This is a genomic window from Paenibacillus sp. FSL M7-1046, from assembly GCF_038007405.1.
Classification (GTDB): domain Bacteria; phylum Bacillota; class Bacilli; order Paenibacillales; family Paenibacillaceae; genus Paenibacillus_AQ.
The window spans coordinates 4,073,169-4,089,092 of record NZ_JBBOXB010000001.1 but is presented as its reverse complement, the minus strand read 5'-3'; the positions used below and the strand labels follow the sequence as shown (position 1 = coordinate 4,089,092).

Here is a 15,924-nt window from a genome sequence, read left to right as displayed (position 1 = left end):
CTCCCTCCTCCCTAGGTACATCCTGTCAATTCCTTATTGTCTCTCTAGGGTTATAATCTCACTTGCAATTTGTGCCGCACGCAAAAAGTCACCGGATTTCTCCGCTTGAATCATTTCTTCGCGTTTTTGTTCCATCCTGCGCTGCAGGGGGTACTTCCGTACTTCACGGATGCAATCGTCCAAAACCTGCGTGTTCCAATCCGGCGGTGTGTCCATCATGGATATCGCTGTTGCAGTCTTCTCCAGACGATCATCCTGTAGTGATGATAAAAAACGGCTGATGCCGGGTGGCTTGCCTTGCGCATAATAGGCATATAGATAAGCGGCGATTGCCGCATGATCATCGATGTTGAACTCTTCTCCGAGGCGTTCGCCTACATAAGTAGCAGCTTCCGGGTCCTGAATCATAAAGGAAAGCAGGCGCCGTTCCGCAACATGATAAGCGGGCAGTAAAGTAGGTGTCTGCACTTGCCCTTTTTTATGCCTACCATTATTCCACCTTTTATCGTTATTATCCCCTTCGGGGATGTTTTTTTGCATCGACGCCCGCAGCAAGTTGCAATCCTGCTTTAAGCTATCATATGACAGCTCCAGCTCTGAGGATATTTCCCGCAGATAAACTTCACGCTCGGTCGAAGATTGCAGTGATGCAATAATCTCCAATGCCTCCTTGACATAGGCGATTTTGCCGTCTTCCTCTAGGAGTATATGGTTTTTTTTCAGATATATAAGCTTAAATTTTATGGATGATACCACCGAATCCATCACCTGTTCCTTGAATCTGTCCCCGCCGTGACGGGAGATAAATTCATCCGGATCCAGACCGCTCGGCAGCACGGCAACCTTCACCCGCAGATCATTGCTTTCCAGCATCGGGATCGCCTTCATCGCTGCAGCTTGTCCCGCCCGGTCGCCGTCGTAGGCAAGAACAATCTCGTCAGCCAGGCTTTTCATCAGGGCTACATGTCCCTCGGTCAGCGAGGTTCCCATGGTAGCCACGCCGTTATGCACACCTGCTTCCCAGGCCGAAATGACATCGCCGTATCCTTCGAAGAGGACGATTTGCCGCGTTTTGCGGATGGATGCTTTGGACTGGTGCAAATTGTACAGAATCCGGCTTTTGTTAAATAGTCTGCTCTCCGGGGAATTCAAATATTTCGGCTGACCTTCCCCAAGAATTCTTCCGGCAAAAGCGATGGTCTTGCCTGTGCGGTTCGCAATCGGAAAAATAACGCGCCCGCGAAAACGGTCGAGATACCCTTTGCCCTCGCCCCTGGCAGACAACAGCCCGCCCTTTTCCATTTCTGCAAGATCAAAATTCCGTTTCTCCAGAAACTGCAGCAGGGTGTCCCATCGGTCTGGAGCATAGCCGATTTGAAACTGGTCGATCATTTTATCACTGAAGTTCCGGGATCTTAAATAATTCATTGCGGCAGTGCCGTATTCCGTGTTCTTCAGCAAAAAATGATAAAATTTGGCCGACAACTCATAAGCCTGTATCAGCCGGTCCCGCTCAGGGTCGGGAGGAGATAATGTGCCTCCTTTGCCTTCGGGAATAGCAATATCGCTTTCTTCCGCCATTATTCTGACTGCTTCGGGGAAGGATAACCCTTCGATTTCCATCCTGAATTTGATGGCATTTCCGCCCATACCACAGCCAAAGCAATGAAAAACTCCCCGGTCCGGGGTTACGGTGAAGGAAGGGGATTTCTCCGAATGGAACGGGCAGAGGCCCCATAAATATTTCCCCTGCTTGGACAAATGGACAACCTTACCGACGGTATCGACAATGTCATGCCGCGCCAGCACGCTCTCGATAACTTCTTCTGGAATATTACCGTGTCCGCTAGCCAGTTCAACCACCTTCATCTCTTAACAAATAAATATAATTCGCTATAGCTCCACATTCTCCTGCAAAAGTGTTAAAAGTTTTGTCAGTTTATGTTGAAAATTCATTTTTTCCTCTGCGGTGATGGCTTTTGGACCCTTGGAATAGTGCCCACGCCTGCGTTCCACCGCACTGGCATGCCTGCTCTCCAGCATGAAATCCATGTTGGAATTGTCATATTCCTGTCCCCGGTTAGAGAGCACCTTGCAGCGTTTGCCGAGCGCAAGTGCCGCCAGGCCGTAATCCTGGGTAATGACTACATCTCCAGCAGAAACATGATTGGCAATATACAGGTCTGCACTGTCAGCACCGCGGTCCACCTGCACCACAGTAACACCTTCTTCAGCCTGCAGCACATGGTCAAAAGAAGAAACCATCAATACCGGAATGCCGAAAGAACGGGCTACAGCAACGATTTCCTTCTTAACCGGGCACGCGTCCCCGTCGACTACAATTGTTCTTGCTTGGGATCTCAACATGACATCACCAAATTCCCGTGTAATATATATACGCTTTGCCAAACGAAAAATCCTTCTTTGATAAAGCATAAATACGGAACGAATGTCAACTTACGCATTGGCACCGTTCCGTATATTTATACCCTAAACCATCGATCTATACCATAAAAATCACAAACATTACTTGAATGCTGCCGGGTTTTACCAAACCAGCTTACCGAAATCGGCAAAAGATTTGGAGTCGGCATCAATGCCGGCCAGCAGTGCAAGACGGTTCGCGCGTATTCCCTCATCTTCAGCCATAACCATTACAGAATCGAAGAATCCGGTAACGGCCTCCTTAAGGCCGGAAAGAATCCGCAGCGCTTCAGCAGCATTCCGGGCAGTGAGCGCTTCATGATACGGCGTGTGAATTCCCTGCCATGTTTCGTACAGCTTAAGCTCAGCCTCTTCTTTCAGCAATGAAGGCTCAACCACAATACCTTCTGCCGCCTTTGCTGCCAGATTGCTGATACGAGTCAGCGAATCCACAGTAATCTTGAAATCAGCGACGTCATTCACAGCATCGGTAAGCGCACGGCTTCTGCCTACAACAGCGACAATGTCATCAAAACCAGCGGCAGTCACGGCATCCACCACATCGTAGCGGATATTGTCGTCGGACAAGAGTCGTTTTACGCGCAGACCGAAGAACTCGTAAAGGTTTATACGCAGCTCAGGGGCAAAATGTTTCTCTGTGCGCAAATTTTCATGAATTTCCAAAGCCGCAGCGAAAATTTCCTGCAAAGAGATCGGCAATTGATGCTCCAGCACCATCTGCACGATGCCTGCTGCCTGGCGGCGCAGTGCATAAGGGTCCTGTGAACCGGTCGGAATAATGCCGATGGAGAAGCAGCCCACAATCGTATCGATTTTATCGGCCAGACTGACTACAAGACCAGCTTGCGTAGAAGGAACTGCATCTCCGGCAAAACGCGGCTGGTAATGCTCAAAAATACCTTTTGCCACATTTTCCGCTTCTCCCGCTTTGCGGGCATAATCTTCACCCATTGTGCCCTGAAGCTCAGGGAACTCATAGACCATCTGCGTCACCAGATCGAATTTGCAAATATCGGCCGTACGGCTGACTTCAGCCGCGGTATCTGCGGACAGCCCCAGCTTCGCAGCGAGCTTGTCAGAAATGGCACGGATGCGGCGGACCTTATCGCCAACGCTGCCCAGCTCTTCGTGATACACGATTGATTCCAGCTTAGCCAGCGCATCGCTGATCTGCAGTTTCTGATCCTCTCCATAAAAGAACTTCGCATCCGATAGGCGGGCACGCAGCACCTTTTCATTTCCCTTGGCAATGACGTCCAGCGATTCTGCATTTCCGTTACGCACGGTAACGAAGAACGGCAGGAGCGTGCCTGCGCTATCTAAGACCGGGAAGTAACGCTGATGCTCCCGCATCGAGGTGATCAGAACCTCTTGCGGGATATTGAGGAACGAAGGATCGAAAGTGCCAAACAGCACAGTCGGTGTCTCTACCAGGAACAGCACTTCCTCCAGCAGATCTTCTTTGATGGCAATTGTCCAGCTTTTCTCTGCTGCCAGCTTGTTGATCTGGTTCAGAATCAGCTCTTCGCGTTCCTTCACATCTACCAGCACATGCTGCGCACGCATAGCTTCCACATAATCCGCAGGTTCAGCAATAACAACATTCGTTCCAAGGAAACGGTGGCCGCGGCTGGTATTGCCTGCTTTAACCCCTGTAATTTCCAGATCAATGATCTCTTGCCCGAACAAGGCAACCAGCCAGCGGATCGGACGGACAAATTTAAAATCATACGCTCCCCAGCGCATATTTTTCGGAAAGGTCATCGAGCTGACAATGCCGCTGAGTCCTTCGGACAGTAGCGAGGAAGTATTTACACCTTCACTGTTTTTGGTGGCGTAGATATACTCCACTCCGGCCAATTCTTTAAAGGTAAACTGCTCCGTCGACACCCCTTGGCTGCGGGCAAAGCCGAGTGCGGCCTTGCTCCACTCGCCGCTTGCGTCCAACGCGATTTTGCGAGAAGGGCCCTTCACCTCTTCGCTGATATCCTCTTGCCTTTCGGCAGCATCCTTCACCAGAACCGTAAGACGGCGCGGTGTAGCATATGCGTTGATTCCGCCATGGGAAATACGCGAAGCTTCCAGCCATTTAATTGTTCTGTCTTTCAACTGCTCCATCGCAGCGCGGATGAAGCGTGCAGGCACCTCTTCCAAACCGATCTCGAACAATATATCTTTAGACAAGGTCAGCACCTTCTTTCTTCAGCAGCGGGAAGCCAAGCTTCTCGCGTTCCTCAAGATATGTCGCCGCAACGGTACGGGCCAGATTCCGCACCCGCGTAATAAAGCCCGTGCGTTCGGTAACGCTGATCGCTCCGCGTGCATCCAGAAGATTGAAGGTATGCGAGCATTTCAGCACATAATCGTAAGCCGGAAACACCAGATGGTGCTCCATAGCTCTGCGTGCTTCCTCTTCGTAGGTATTAAAGAGTGTGAACAGCATTTTGACATCGGAGACTTCAAATGTATAGGTCGAGTGCTCAACCTCCGGCTGATGGAATACATCACCATAGGTCATGCCGTCCACCCATTCCAGATCAAACACATTTTCTTTCTTCATGATGTTGGAGGCCAGCCGTTCCAATCCGTATGTGATCTCAACAGCAACCGGTTTGGTCTCAATTCCTCCGACCTGCTGGAAGTAAGTAAACTGAGTAACCTCTTCCCCGTTCAGCCATACTTCCCAGCCAAGGCCTGCGCAGCCCAGCGACGGATTCTCCCAATTATCTTCGACAAACCGGATATCATTCTGCAGCGGGTCTACGCCAAGCGCCTTCAGGCTTTCCAGATAAAGCTCCTGGATATTGTCCGGTGAAGGCTTGATGATCACCTGGAACTGGTGATGCTGGTACAGGCGGTTCGGGTTCTCGCCATAACGTCCATCCGATGGACGGCGGGAAGGCTCAACATAAGCTACTTTCCATGGCTCCGGTCCAAGCGAACGCAAAAACGTCATGGGGTTCATCGTGCCCGCCCCTTTTTCCGTATCATACGGCTGGACGAGAATACAATTCTCTGCTGCCCAGAACTGCTGCAGTGTCAAAATCATCTGCTGAAAATTCATACTACCGACTCCTTCGCTTACAAGTTTTTGGCACACTGTGCCTTGAGGCATCTTGCTCCTGCGCGATGGAGGCGGCACTCTTTTATACTTGCGGCGGTGCAGGATCCTTGGTTAAGATCCTCGCCACAAGGCAAAAAAGCTCCCGCCCCCATGCCTGATATACAGACATAGGGACGAGAGCTTAACTTATTCTCCCGCGGTTCCACCCTACTTGATTACGAATCCGGTATCTGGCCTATAAAGCAGGGCCTAATCCGATGAGCGCAATCCACTTTTCATTCTGCCGTTACCGTACTCCCGGGTGCCCTGTTCATGAACCTTGTCCCGCCAGGCTTCCACTATCCCCGGCTCGCTTAAGCGACAAATCTGTCCACTACTTTCCCGATCACTGTACGTCTCCAAATGTAAGAGCAACAACGGCTATATACAAAAAGAAACTGTCACCATAGTACCGGAAAATTTGGATTTCGTCAAATATCGTATTTATCAAGCTGATCAAGAAACCCTTGCGACTTCAGCTTCAGCCCAAGCTGCATGTCCATAAAGGCACGCATAATCTTTTTAAGTTCTGCGCGGGTGCCTTCCTTCACGTCGACATTTCCAAGCCGGGTTAAATCAAGTGCAGCGAATAAACGCAGCAGCTTCAGCGCCCGCGGAGAAATCTCCATGGCTGGAGGATCATTATGCCTGCAGCTGCGGCAGAGCACCCCGCCGAGACGGGGGCTTATTCTGAGTTCTTCATCAGGTTTGTCCAACCCGCATACGACACAGGCATCCAGTTCTGGACCATATCCTGCCGCCTGCAGTATTTTCATCTCAAAAACATTTATAATGACGCCGGGTTCCTTGCCGTCCTCAAGCGCATTCAAGCAGGCTGAAAGCTGGCGGAACCAAAAGCTTCCCGTCTCCTCATCATGCAGCACACGATCAAGCAGCTCGCAGGCATATGAAGCATATGCCGCTTTGAACAAATCCCCGCGCAGCGGATGGTGAGACTGTGTAATTTCCCCGGCATTTAATGTACCCAGTCCCCCATTGTTGCGAAAAAACACAAATTCCCCTACAGTGAACAGCTGGATCAGGGCAGCATGGCGGCTTTTGACCTTCTTGGCGCCGCGCACCAGAACGCCTACTTTGCCGGCGTTCTCGGTGCAAAGCGTAATAATCGCGTTCCCCTCGCCGTAGTCCATGCTGCGGATGACGATCCCTTCCACCCTGTGTAGCATGCCTCTTCCCCCAACCATTCGGCAAGCAACCAGTCCTTATTGCGCTTCTTCATCAAGGGCCTTCTCTTCCTCTGCAAGCAGCAGTCCGCCTTCATCCAGCGGATCTACGGCTTCCCTGTACAGCAGATAAGCATCGACATCTCCAGTCATTGCAAAATACTTCCACGAAAAGTCTCGCATTCGTATTCATCCTTTCTTCGGAAACACGATGTCTCTTCAGAAATAGGATGTGCGATGTGCCAGGTTCTATCCTTGCAATTCCTGCCAAGAAGCTGCGGAGCCCAAGATTAAAGGTCTTTATGGAAGCCCAAATCCCGCAGTACGCGGTCCTGATTGCGCCAGTCTTTTTTCACTTTTACCCATAGCTCCAGAAAAATCTTCGATCCCAGCAGGTTCTCGATATCCGTACGGGCCCGCCGGCCCACTTCTTTCAGCAGCGCACCCTGCTTGCCGATAATGATCCCCTTCTGGGAATCGCGCTCCACAAAAATAACGGCGGAAATATGCACAACTCCATTGGGCTCTACACTCATATCCTCGATGGCCACCGCGATAGAATGCGGCACCTCTTCGCGGGTCATATGGAGAATCTTCTCGCGGATCAGCTCCGCGCAGACGAACTGCTCCGGATGATCGGTAATCTGATCGTCGGGATAATACTGCGGACCTTCCGGCAAATATTTCGCCACCTGATCCAGCAGGGTATTCACATTGTTGCCCAGCTTGGCGGAGATCGGCACGATTTCGGCAAACTCATGCAGCTTGTTGTACTGTGTAATCAGCGGCAGCAGCGCCTCCGGCTCGATCTTGTCAATTTTGTTCATCACCAGAATAACCGGTGTCTTGATACTGTGTAATTGCTCGGCGATAAAGCGGTCTCCGCCGCCGAGTCCTTCGGATGCGTCCACCAGAAACAGCACAGCCTCCACTTCATGCAGCGTGCTCATCGCCGTCTGGTTCATGTAGTCGCCCAGCTTGGATTGTCTTTTATGGATACCCGGCGTGTCCAGAAATACGATCTGCGAGTTGTTGGCAGTGTAAACCCCGTGGATTTTGTTTCTGGTTGTCTGCGGCTTGTCCGACATGATGGCTATTTTTTGGCCAATCACCTGGTTCATGAGTGTCGATTTGCCTACGTTCGGTCTGCCGATAATGGCGACAAACCCTGATTTGAATTTCAATATAATCTTCCTTCCTTTTTCAAAAACGTTAAAAACTGTTTCAAAAGCTTTTTTCGATCCCCCTAAATCCCCCTTAGCCAAGGGGGACCCCAAGGGCCCCTGCCCTCTGGACACCCGGAATGGGATGGCACAGTTAGGTTCGGCGCTTGAGTGAGACGGATGGTGCTTAGAGCGCTTTCGTTCCCTGCGGGAACACGCTTGGACGCTGGCGCAGGGGATATTACTCAAAACCTTGTTCGCGCTCCCCTTAGCCAAGTTACTCTGAAGATCAGGAGTTGCTTAGCACGTTTTGAACATTTTCGCGCGGATAGTTACGTTAAACAATTTGAAATAGTCTCACTTGATATTCTGTTGCATTTAGTGCAGCAGAATTCACATAAATAAGGCTGTTTTCTGCATCTGCTGCATTTTGTGCAATTGATTTGCTCAGAACAGGTGAAAAACAGGCGAACTACCTCATCCTGCTGCACATAGTGCAACAGATTTCCATTTCAAAGAAACATCAGCTAATTCTACTGCACATAGTGCAGTAGAATACAGTTAACATCGAAACAGCTAACCGCTGTTTTCTAAATGCAGGCTTTTACCCTTTTACTCAGGAGCCTGGCCCTGCTCCAGATCGTCCGGACCGAAAGCACCCGGGAGCAGGTCACGCACGGTAGTCTCCACGATATCGCCTTTCATGTTCCCGAGGATGACCTTCATGTCGGGACCGCATAGTTCCACCATCACCTGCCGGCAGACACCGCAGGGCGATACGGGGCCGTCAGTATCTGCAACAACCGCGATGGCCTGGAAGCTGCGGGCTTTATGGCCGTCCGCGATGGCGCGGAACATCGCAGTCCGCTCCGCACAGTTGGTCGGCCCGTAAGCAGCATTCTCAATATTGCAGCCATGATGGACATGGCCGTCCTGATCCAGCAGCGCAGCACCGACGCCAAAGCGGGAATAAGGTATATAGGCACTCGTTCGTGCCTTTATCGCTTCTTGAAGAAGTAGCGCAGAATCCATAGTGATCCTCCTAAAAGTTTTGTAAGCATAGACTTCATCGAGTAACTTCGGACATAACTCGCTTCGAAAGCATAACCCTAAGTTTTGTAAGCATAGACTTCATTGAGTAACTTCGGACATAACTCGCTTCGGAAGCATAACCCTAAGTTTTGTGAACATAGATTTCATTGAGTTGATTCGGGCAAAATCGTTTCGCCAACACACCATTAAATTTGTTCAACCTGCAGGATTCTTACTACGAGAAGTATGGATCTAACCAAAGATGGCGGAGCGCAAAACGCCGATCCGCCTCTCCCCGAGCTGAAGTTGTAAACTGATTATGACATAAGTCCAGTGATCCAGTCCATCACCGGATGATAAAAAACATAGATTCCCGTGATCACAGCAAACACCGCCGTAAGCAGCACAGCACCTGCGGCGGTATCTTTGGCAGTCTTGGCCAGGGGATGAATCTCCGGGGAGACCAGATCAACCGTCGCTTCAATAGCCGTATTCAGCAGCTCAGCAGTCAAAACGAGCGTAATTGCCAGCAACAACAGCATCCAGCTTGCCGCAGGAAGCCTGAATACGGCGGCAGCAGCAAGCACAAGAACAGCCAAGCCGCTATGTACCTTCATATTCAATTCGGATTTGAACGCTCCGGCAATGCCCTGCGCCGCAAATCGAAACGAATGCCAGAACTTTTTGTGGCCTACCGCCGTATTTTTGACCATTAGCGTGTTAACCCGACCTGAGCCAGCACATGCTCCTGCTTGGACATCATTTCAGCCTCAGAAGCAGCATCCTGATGATCGTAGCCCAGCAGATGCAAGAATCCGTGCACAAACAGGAAACCTAGCTCACGCTCCAGGGAATGGCCATATTCCAAAGCCTGCTCCTGCGCGCGGGTGACAGAGATAATGATATCTCCGAGCACATTCGGCACATCTTCAAGCTCTTCATTCTCATCTTGTCCGTATATAATTTCCAGTTCATCTTCGCCGGTTTCGTTCATGGCAAAGGAAAGCACATCCGTCGGACGGTCAATTCCCCGGTATTCCCGATTGAGCTCATGGATCCGTTCATTGTTGACGAAAGTAAGATCCACCTCGCCGCCCTCAATACCTTCGGCTTCACCCGCCTTTTGCAGAATGCGCTCCAGCAGGGATATTAGCTCGTCATTAATCTCGTGTTCTTCCTGTTCATTGTTCCAAACGATTGCAAGACTCATGTATTTACGGCTCCTTCCTCTTTTTTAGGTTTCTTCACTTCCTCCGGATATTCGATCCGGGAATGAAAAATCCCCATAACCGTTTCTTTCAGCGTCCGTGCGATAATATCCAATTCCTTAATCGTCAGATCACACTCATCGAATTGATGGTCATCCAGCCGGCTTTTGATAATCTTCTCGATCATCGTCTCCACCTGCACAACCGTCGGCTTGCGAAGCGAACGGACAGCAGCCTCCACGCTATCGGCGATTCCGACAACTGCAGATTCCTTTGACTGCGCCTTCGGCCCCGGATAACGGAAATCCTCTTCCGTGAAATCAGGCTCCACACCCTTCTCTTCGGCCAGCTTCAATGCTTTATGATAAAAATAGTGCAGAAATGTCGTGCCGTGATGCTGTTCGGCAATGTCGCGGATCGGTTTGGGCAGCTTGTACTCCTTCTGCATTTCCACCCCGTCGCGGGCATGGGCCACGATGATTGATTTACTCAGCTTCGGTTCAATCGAATCATGCGGATTCTCCATGTTGTTCTGGTTCTCGATAAAATAAAACGGCCGCTTCGTCTTGCCGATATCATGATAATAGGAGCCTACGCGGCAGAGCAGCCCGTCCGCCCCGATCGCCTCCGCCGCAGCTTCTGACAGATTGCCGACCATTACACTGTGATGATAGGTTCCGGGCGTTTCTGTAAGCAGCTTGCGCAGCAAAGGATGATTCGGATTCGACAGCTCTACCAGCTTGAGAGCCGATAGAATGCCAAAGGTAGCCTCGAAGAAAGGCATCAGTCCGATTACCAGCACCGCGGTCAGCAGACCGCTGGCAAAGGCAAAGCCGATAGCGTACAGTGTCTGCGTCTGATTCCAGTCTCCGCCGCTCAGCAGCGTCAGCATAAACACAGCCACACAACCGAACAGGGACACCATAATCCCGCCTTTCAGCAGCGTGGAGCGCTGCCCGGCGCGGTGGGTGGCGAAAATTGCCACATAGGAAACAATAAGAGCAAAAAAGCCGAAGTTGAAATCAAATACCGTATTTTGCTGCACATTCAATATAATACTGGAAAGAATACTGAACAGGATGGAACAGAAATAAGCCAGCGTCATATCCAGCAGCATTGCGATCAGCATAGCGCCAATGGCTACCGGAGCCAGGAACCCGACATAAGACCGGACATCGGTCTGTAAAAACGCGGCAAGCCGCATCGAGATGATCGTAATAATAAACACAAGCACCAGCATAAGCAGCTGGGAATTATTGTATTTGAAGCCGGAGGTCCCTCCGGTATAACGGATGAACATCAGCAGGCCGGCGGAGAGCATAGCTGACAGCAGGAACAGGCCCAACTGCGGCCAATAATTGACCTCATTGCTCAGCAGGCCGCTCTCATCCAGCAGTGCGTACAGTTCGGGTGTAATATAATCCCCTTTAGCAACAAGCACATCCCCCTGCTCAATGAACACATCCGGCGTGTTCTCGCGGGCCTGCACCTTAGCTTCCTTGGTAGCTTCCTCATCGTAAAACTTATTGCTCGTGATCACCAGCCGCACCAGCTCCTGCACCACCTCACGGGCTGTGCGCTGGCTTAGTGAGCTGACGCTGACCTGCTCCGCTACCTTCGCGCGCGCAGTCTGGGCATCCACAATCTGGTCGTTCATCAGCTTGGTGACAATATCCCGGGCAACCGGCTTCATCTCGATGATGTCCTGGGAGGTCAGCCGCGGAATTTTGATATAAGTCTCTTCCGGGATGACGTAGGTCTGCTCTTTGATGACGGACTGCATCTCATCAAGCAGTGTAGTGGAATACGTGCCGGAGTTACGGCTCGAATTCACAAAGTTCACGATAAAATCATTGGCCCGCTGCGGAATGACATCCTTGTAAATGTCGGTCTTCTCACTTTGTGAAATCAGATCATCCTGATTGAGCCGGTCTATCCGGTCTATCAGCAAGGTTACCAGATTATCGAGCCTCATCGGAATAATCTCATACCTGTTCTGCACAGTCTCAGCAGCTGCTTCCTGAGCCTTCAGCGTAGCTTTGCTGTCGAGTATTTGCTTCGGTGCAGTAATTTCCTTGGCGCTTTTGGTGTTTTCTTTAATGTCATAGCGTTTAGGCAGCAAATCAGACGAGAGACTGAAGTAGAAAACAATCCCCAATAACAGGAAAAGAGCATAGCGCGTCGCCGCGCTATACTTCCAGCCGTTGTTGCTATATACAAATCCGCTTAATTTCGATGGTTGCTTTGAGGCCATGGAGACAGTCCCCTTTGTTATTCCTGGTTTTCGGCAGAGCGGTCATAGGCGACGATAATTTTTTGCACCAGGGAATGCCGTACGACATCCTGTTCCGCAAAATAAACAAACCCAAGCTCCTCGATACCTGACAGAATCGCCTTCGCTTCGATCAACCCGGATTTTTTGCCGCGCGGCAGGTCAATCTGGGTAACGTCACCCGTAATAACCATCTTGGAGCCAAAACCAAGCCGGGTAAGGAACATTTTCATCTGTTCAGGAGTCGTATTCTGGGCTTCATCCAGGATGATAAAAGAATCATCCAGCGTGCGTCCGCGCATATAAGCGAGCGGTGCAATTTCGATCAATCCCCGTTCCAGTGCCTTGGCAACCTGATCGGGGCCCATAACGTCGTATAAGGCGTCGTAGAGCGGACGGAGATATGGGTCAACCTTTTCCTGCAAATCGCCGGGAAGGAAGCCCAGGCTCTCTCCTGCTTCAACTGCAGGACGCGTAAGCACGATGCGCTTCACGGAACCTTCCTTCAGCGCGGTGACGGCGAGCACAACGGCGAGATAGGTTTTCCCTGTTCCCGCAGGTCCGATGCCGAAGACGATATCGCGCTTCTTGATCGAAGTCACATAGTGCTTCTGGCCAATCGTTTTGACACGGATCGGCTTGCCGCGGAAGGTTGTCGTAATTTCACCTTTGAACAAATCAAGCAGTTGGTCAGCACGGAAATCCTTTGCCAGCTCCACCGCATACTGCACATCACGTTCACTAAGTATGTAACCGCTGCGGATCAGAGACAGCAGCACATTGAACAGCTGTCCCAGCATGTCCACTTCCCGCTCCGCCCCGCGTATTGTAACTTCAGCTTCACGCGAGTCGATAACCGCCGGTATTTCACTCTCGATAATTTTCAGAAAACCATCCTGCGGGCCGAACAGGGATTGCGCTTCTCCCGCATTTTGCAAAGATATACGAATGCTTGCAGTCTGTTCTGACAAGTAGCCTCATTCTCCTCGGTTGTTTACTATCGGAAGTTCTTCCGCGATTCTCTCTTCCACTTCAAACAGCACTTTCATATAAACTTTACCATTCTCTTTCTTCTCATGCAAAATTTTTTGACTTTTAATAACGCTGTCAGTGCCGTAACGGGCCAAAATATCATTAGTTGCCCGAGTGATTCCTTCCTGCCGGGCAGCCTCCGGAGTTTTGGTGCCGGAAGTATATTTGACCTCCATTTCCTTCTCAGTCATCAGTCCAAGCGGCACCTGCAAAGAACGCCAGGACAGCAGATCATGCTCCGTAAGCGTCCGTGATTTCTCAAATCCGGATTTCCCGTATCCCCAAAGTTGAACCGCCCAATTGCCGATCACCAGATATGTGCGGTCTTTCCGGTCCCCTGTATATGAACTGCCGGTTGTTTTGAGCGGCACCTCGATGTTGTATTCATGCCATACTAGACCCTTTACCTCGCCTTTGGCAACCACCGTCTGCATATTGTTTTCATCACCCAGGGTGCCGGAGATCAGAATATCCCCTTTTTTGACCCGCGAATTGCGCGCTACAACCGGTCTGCCCTGCTCGGCGTAGATCTCGGTAACCACCGCATCGGTTCTGCTGATCAGATGGCGCTGGCTTAGCAGCGGCTTGTTCTCGGGCTTGTCAGCCTCGACAACCTGGATGGTAATGCTCGTCCCCGTCCGCTGCACCCCTACCCAGGAAAGCCCCGGCATCCGCGAGGTCATCTCCCTGGAGAGCTTGTCCGGCTCCTCCATACGCCAAATCCACTGGAAAGGATAGATACCTTCTTGACGAGCAGCATCCAGAATATCTTCGGAGGCAATGAATTGATTCCCTTCGACTTTGATGCTCCACACCATTGAAGAAAGCAGCAGAAGGCCAATGCCAAACAGCAATAAACCGGCAGCAAAAAGCTTCCGTTTCCACAGCCGCGCGAGCCGGAAGGGCAAGCCATTCCTGCCTGTCACATGCATGCGGCAGCCTGTCTTTTTTAACAGCGGCCGAAGGACATAAAAGTCATTCAGCAGCAGCTTCAGGGAAACGCCATCCCCCGCGGGCCTCACATCCCATATGACGATGCCTTGTTCGTTCACTGCATTGATAAACCTTTCCACCTGCGGTCCCGTCACATGCAGTGTAACGAACCCCCGCAGAGATGCCAGAGGCGGTTCTTTCATGGTTTCTCCTCGCTTCCCTTATATCTGATCTCCCCGATTAAACCCTCTACAGCCAGTTCCTGGCCAAGAATATTCCGGATCACTAATCCCTCGCCGGAAATCTCCAGATAACCATTGACTAACGCAAGCTTAAGCTGCCCGGAGGAAAAATGCAGCACGCCGCGATGGTTCTCAATATACAGCTCCTTATTGCCGATCAGGGTGATTCGGGGCATCTCCTGCAGCACATCCTGCGGAAGATCCAATACCCCGTTTGTCCATCCCCGCAGCCTGCGGCCGATACGGGTCATATGTAGACTTCTCCCCCTTCCTGCCTTCTGTACACCTTATGCGGCAATGCTGTTTTTTATGAGAAGAACTCACCCTGCCACTGTAATTTCAATATCAGCATAGATCCGGCATCCCCGTTCCAATCGGTATTTTTGAAATTGGTTGAAAATACAATCCAAAATGAAAATCTCAAAATATAATAATCTATCTAACAGGGACGAAGGAATTTACTATGGCAGCTACGCCTAACCCTGATATTGAAGTAGTCGTTACCACGTAGGCGTGGACGCTGGCGGCAAAATAGCGGACAACCAGCAGTATCTCTACACTTAACTGATCCCGCTCTGACTCCGTAAAAGCATATCCTCCCCGCAACACCAGGAAGGACTTCATAAAAAAAAGCAGCAATCAGCACCGGTGGAATACCGGCGGCTGATTGCCGCTTAATACTTCATAACTATACTTAACGCCGCGAAGAATGCGGTTTGCGTGAACGGGGAGGAGCAAGGATTTCAGCCCATACCAGCCCGTTCCGCAGCGCTTCACGATTATCTGCCAGACCATGACGGGCAGCAGATCGCGCGGAGACAGCACCACTCTTACGTGCATTCCCTTCGTCCCCTGCCTTTGAAGCGCCTGCCATGCCGTCAAACGACGCCTGCAGACGTTCCAGCTCCCGCTGCATCCGTTCTGTACGCGCCTGTACGCTGTCTTCTCCCGATTGCTCAAGGGACATGCCTTCACCTGTATCATAGTCGGGAGAAGGCCGCTCAGGAGATTCCTTCCAGACAGGAGAAGAATCGTACTCACGCTCCTCATAGGACACGGAAGGCTGGCCCGGATAAGAAGACTCGCCTGGAACAGGAAACCCGCTGCCCTGACGGGCCGGGCTTTCATCCTCAGGGTTCCGTTCCTGCTGCCGGGCACGGCGGAGAGGACTGGCGTCCCCTCCGCCGCCAAAAGTCGGCATACCGCCGCGCGGAGCATTTTTCTGTTTATTCTTCCCCGCTTTGTTCATGTTGGAAAAGATCGCAATCACAATGACTACGGCGATATAAATCAAACTGCTCATGGGATCT

16 protein-coding genes are annotated in these 15,924 nt (G+C 51.0%); all 16 read right to left on the bottom strand.

Annotation, left to right across the window (positions count from 1 at the left end; genetic code table 11):
• Window positions 1-33 precede the first annotated feature (33 nt).
• A complete protein-coding gene (gene dnaG / locus NYE29_RS17925; protein ID WP_340896944.1) occupies window positions 34-1,869 on the bottom strand; it encodes a DNA primase in 1,836 nt (611 codons plus the stop codon).
• 24 nt (window positions 1,870-1,893) lie between these two features.
• Complete coding sequence (locus NYE29_RS17920) at window positions 1,894-2,367, bottom strand: YaiI/YqxD family protein (protein ID WP_076109190.1); 474 nt, start codon at window positions 2,365-2,367, stop codon at window positions 1,894-1,896.
• Window positions 2,368-2,547: 180 nt separating this feature from the next.
• On the bottom strand, window positions 2,548-4,629 hold the full coding sequence (gene glyS, locus NYE29_RS17915; RefSeq protein WP_076109084.1) for a glycine--tRNA ligase subunit beta: 2,082 nt from the start codon (window positions 4,627-4,629) through the stop codon (window positions 2,548-2,550).
• Window positions 4,622-5,509, bottom strand: a complete 888-nt coding sequence (gene glyQ, locus NYE29_RS17910; protein ID WP_076109085.1) for a glycine--tRNA ligase subunit alpha — start codon at window positions 5,507-5,509, stop codon at window positions 4,622-4,624. Before glyQ ends, glyS begins: the two co-directional genes overlap by 8 nt.
• Window positions 5,510-5,979: 470 nt before the next feature.
• Complete coding sequence (gene recO / locus NYE29_RS17905; RefSeq protein ID WP_038595420.1) at window positions 5,980-6,735, bottom strand: DNA repair protein RecO; 756 nt, start codon at window positions 6,733-6,735, stop codon at window positions 5,980-5,982.
• Window positions 6,736-6,771: 36 nt separating this feature from the next.
• The gene (locus NYE29_RS17900; RefSeq protein WP_076109086.1) at window positions 6,772-6,915 is read right to left on the bottom strand and encodes a YqzL family protein; all 144 of its coding nucleotides are present in this window, start codon (window positions 6,913-6,915) and stop codon (window positions 6,772-6,774) included.
• A gap of 107 nt (window positions 6,916-7,022) precedes the next feature.
• Window positions 7,023-7,853: a GTPase Era gene (gene era, locus NYE29_RS17895; protein WP_231578510.1), complete on the bottom strand. Its 831-nt coding sequence runs from the start codon at window positions 7,851-7,853 to the stop codon at window positions 7,023-7,025.
• Between the two features lie 654 nt (window positions 7,854-8,507).
• Window positions 8,508-8,927 carry a cytidine deaminase gene (locus NYE29_RS17890; RefSeq protein ID WP_038595422.1) on the bottom strand — a complete coding sequence of 140 codons (420 nt, stop codon included), beginning with the start codon at window positions 8,925-8,927 and terminating at the stop codon, window positions 8,508-8,510.
• Window positions 8,928-9,244: 317 nt separating this feature from the next.
• Entirely contained in the window at window positions 9,245-9,640 is a 396-nt protein-coding gene (locus tag NYE29_RS17885) for a diacylglycerol kinase family protein (protein WP_038595423.1), read from the bottom strand.
• Window positions 9,640-10,137 carry an rRNA maturation RNase YbeY gene (gene ybeY / locus NYE29_RS17880; protein ID WP_076109087.1) on the bottom strand — a complete coding sequence of 166 codons (498 nt, stop codon included), beginning with the start codon at window positions 10,135-10,137 and terminating at the stop codon, window positions 9,640-9,642. The genes NYE29_RS17885 and ybeY overlap by 1 nt, the downstream gene beginning before the upstream one ends.
• The gene (locus NYE29_RS17875; protein WP_340896943.1) at window positions 10,134-12,389 is read right to left on the bottom strand and encodes an HD family phosphohydrolase; all 2,256 of its coding nucleotides are present in this window, start codon (window positions 12,387-12,389) and stop codon (window positions 10,134-10,136) included. The genes ybeY and NYE29_RS17875 overlap by 4 nt, the downstream gene beginning before the upstream one ends.
• Before the next feature lie 17 nt (window positions 12,390-12,406).
• The gene (locus NYE29_RS17870) at window positions 12,407-13,378 is read right to left on the bottom strand and encodes a PhoH family protein (protein ID WP_038595428.1); all 972 of its coding nucleotides are present in this window, start codon (window positions 13,376-13,378) and stop codon (window positions 12,407-12,409) included.
• Between the two features lie 6 nt (window positions 13,379-13,384).
• Window positions 13,385-14,575: a sporulation protein YqfD gene (gene yqfD, locus NYE29_RS17865; protein ID WP_076109089.1), complete on the bottom strand. Its 1,191-nt coding sequence runs from the start codon at window positions 14,573-14,575 to the stop codon at window positions 13,385-13,387.
• Window positions 14,572-14,865 (bottom strand): sporulation protein YqfC, encoded by a 294-nt coding sequence (gene yqfC / locus NYE29_RS17860; protein WP_038595431.1) that lies wholly within the window; start codon window positions 14,863-14,865, stop codon window positions 14,572-14,574. The genes yqfD and yqfC overlap by 4 nt, the downstream gene beginning before the upstream one ends.
• 184 nt (window positions 14,866-15,049) lie before the next feature.
• Entirely contained in the window at window positions 15,050-15,238 is a 189-nt protein-coding gene (locus NYE29_RS17855; RefSeq protein ID WP_340896942.1) for a hypothetical protein, read from the bottom strand.
• A 70-nt stretch (window positions 15,239-15,308) separates the two neighbouring features.
• Entirely contained in the window at window positions 15,309-15,917 is a 609-nt protein-coding gene (locus NYE29_RS17850) for a hypothetical protein (RefSeq protein ID WP_076109090.1), read from the bottom strand.
• Window positions 15,918-15,924 lie beyond the last annotated feature (7 nt).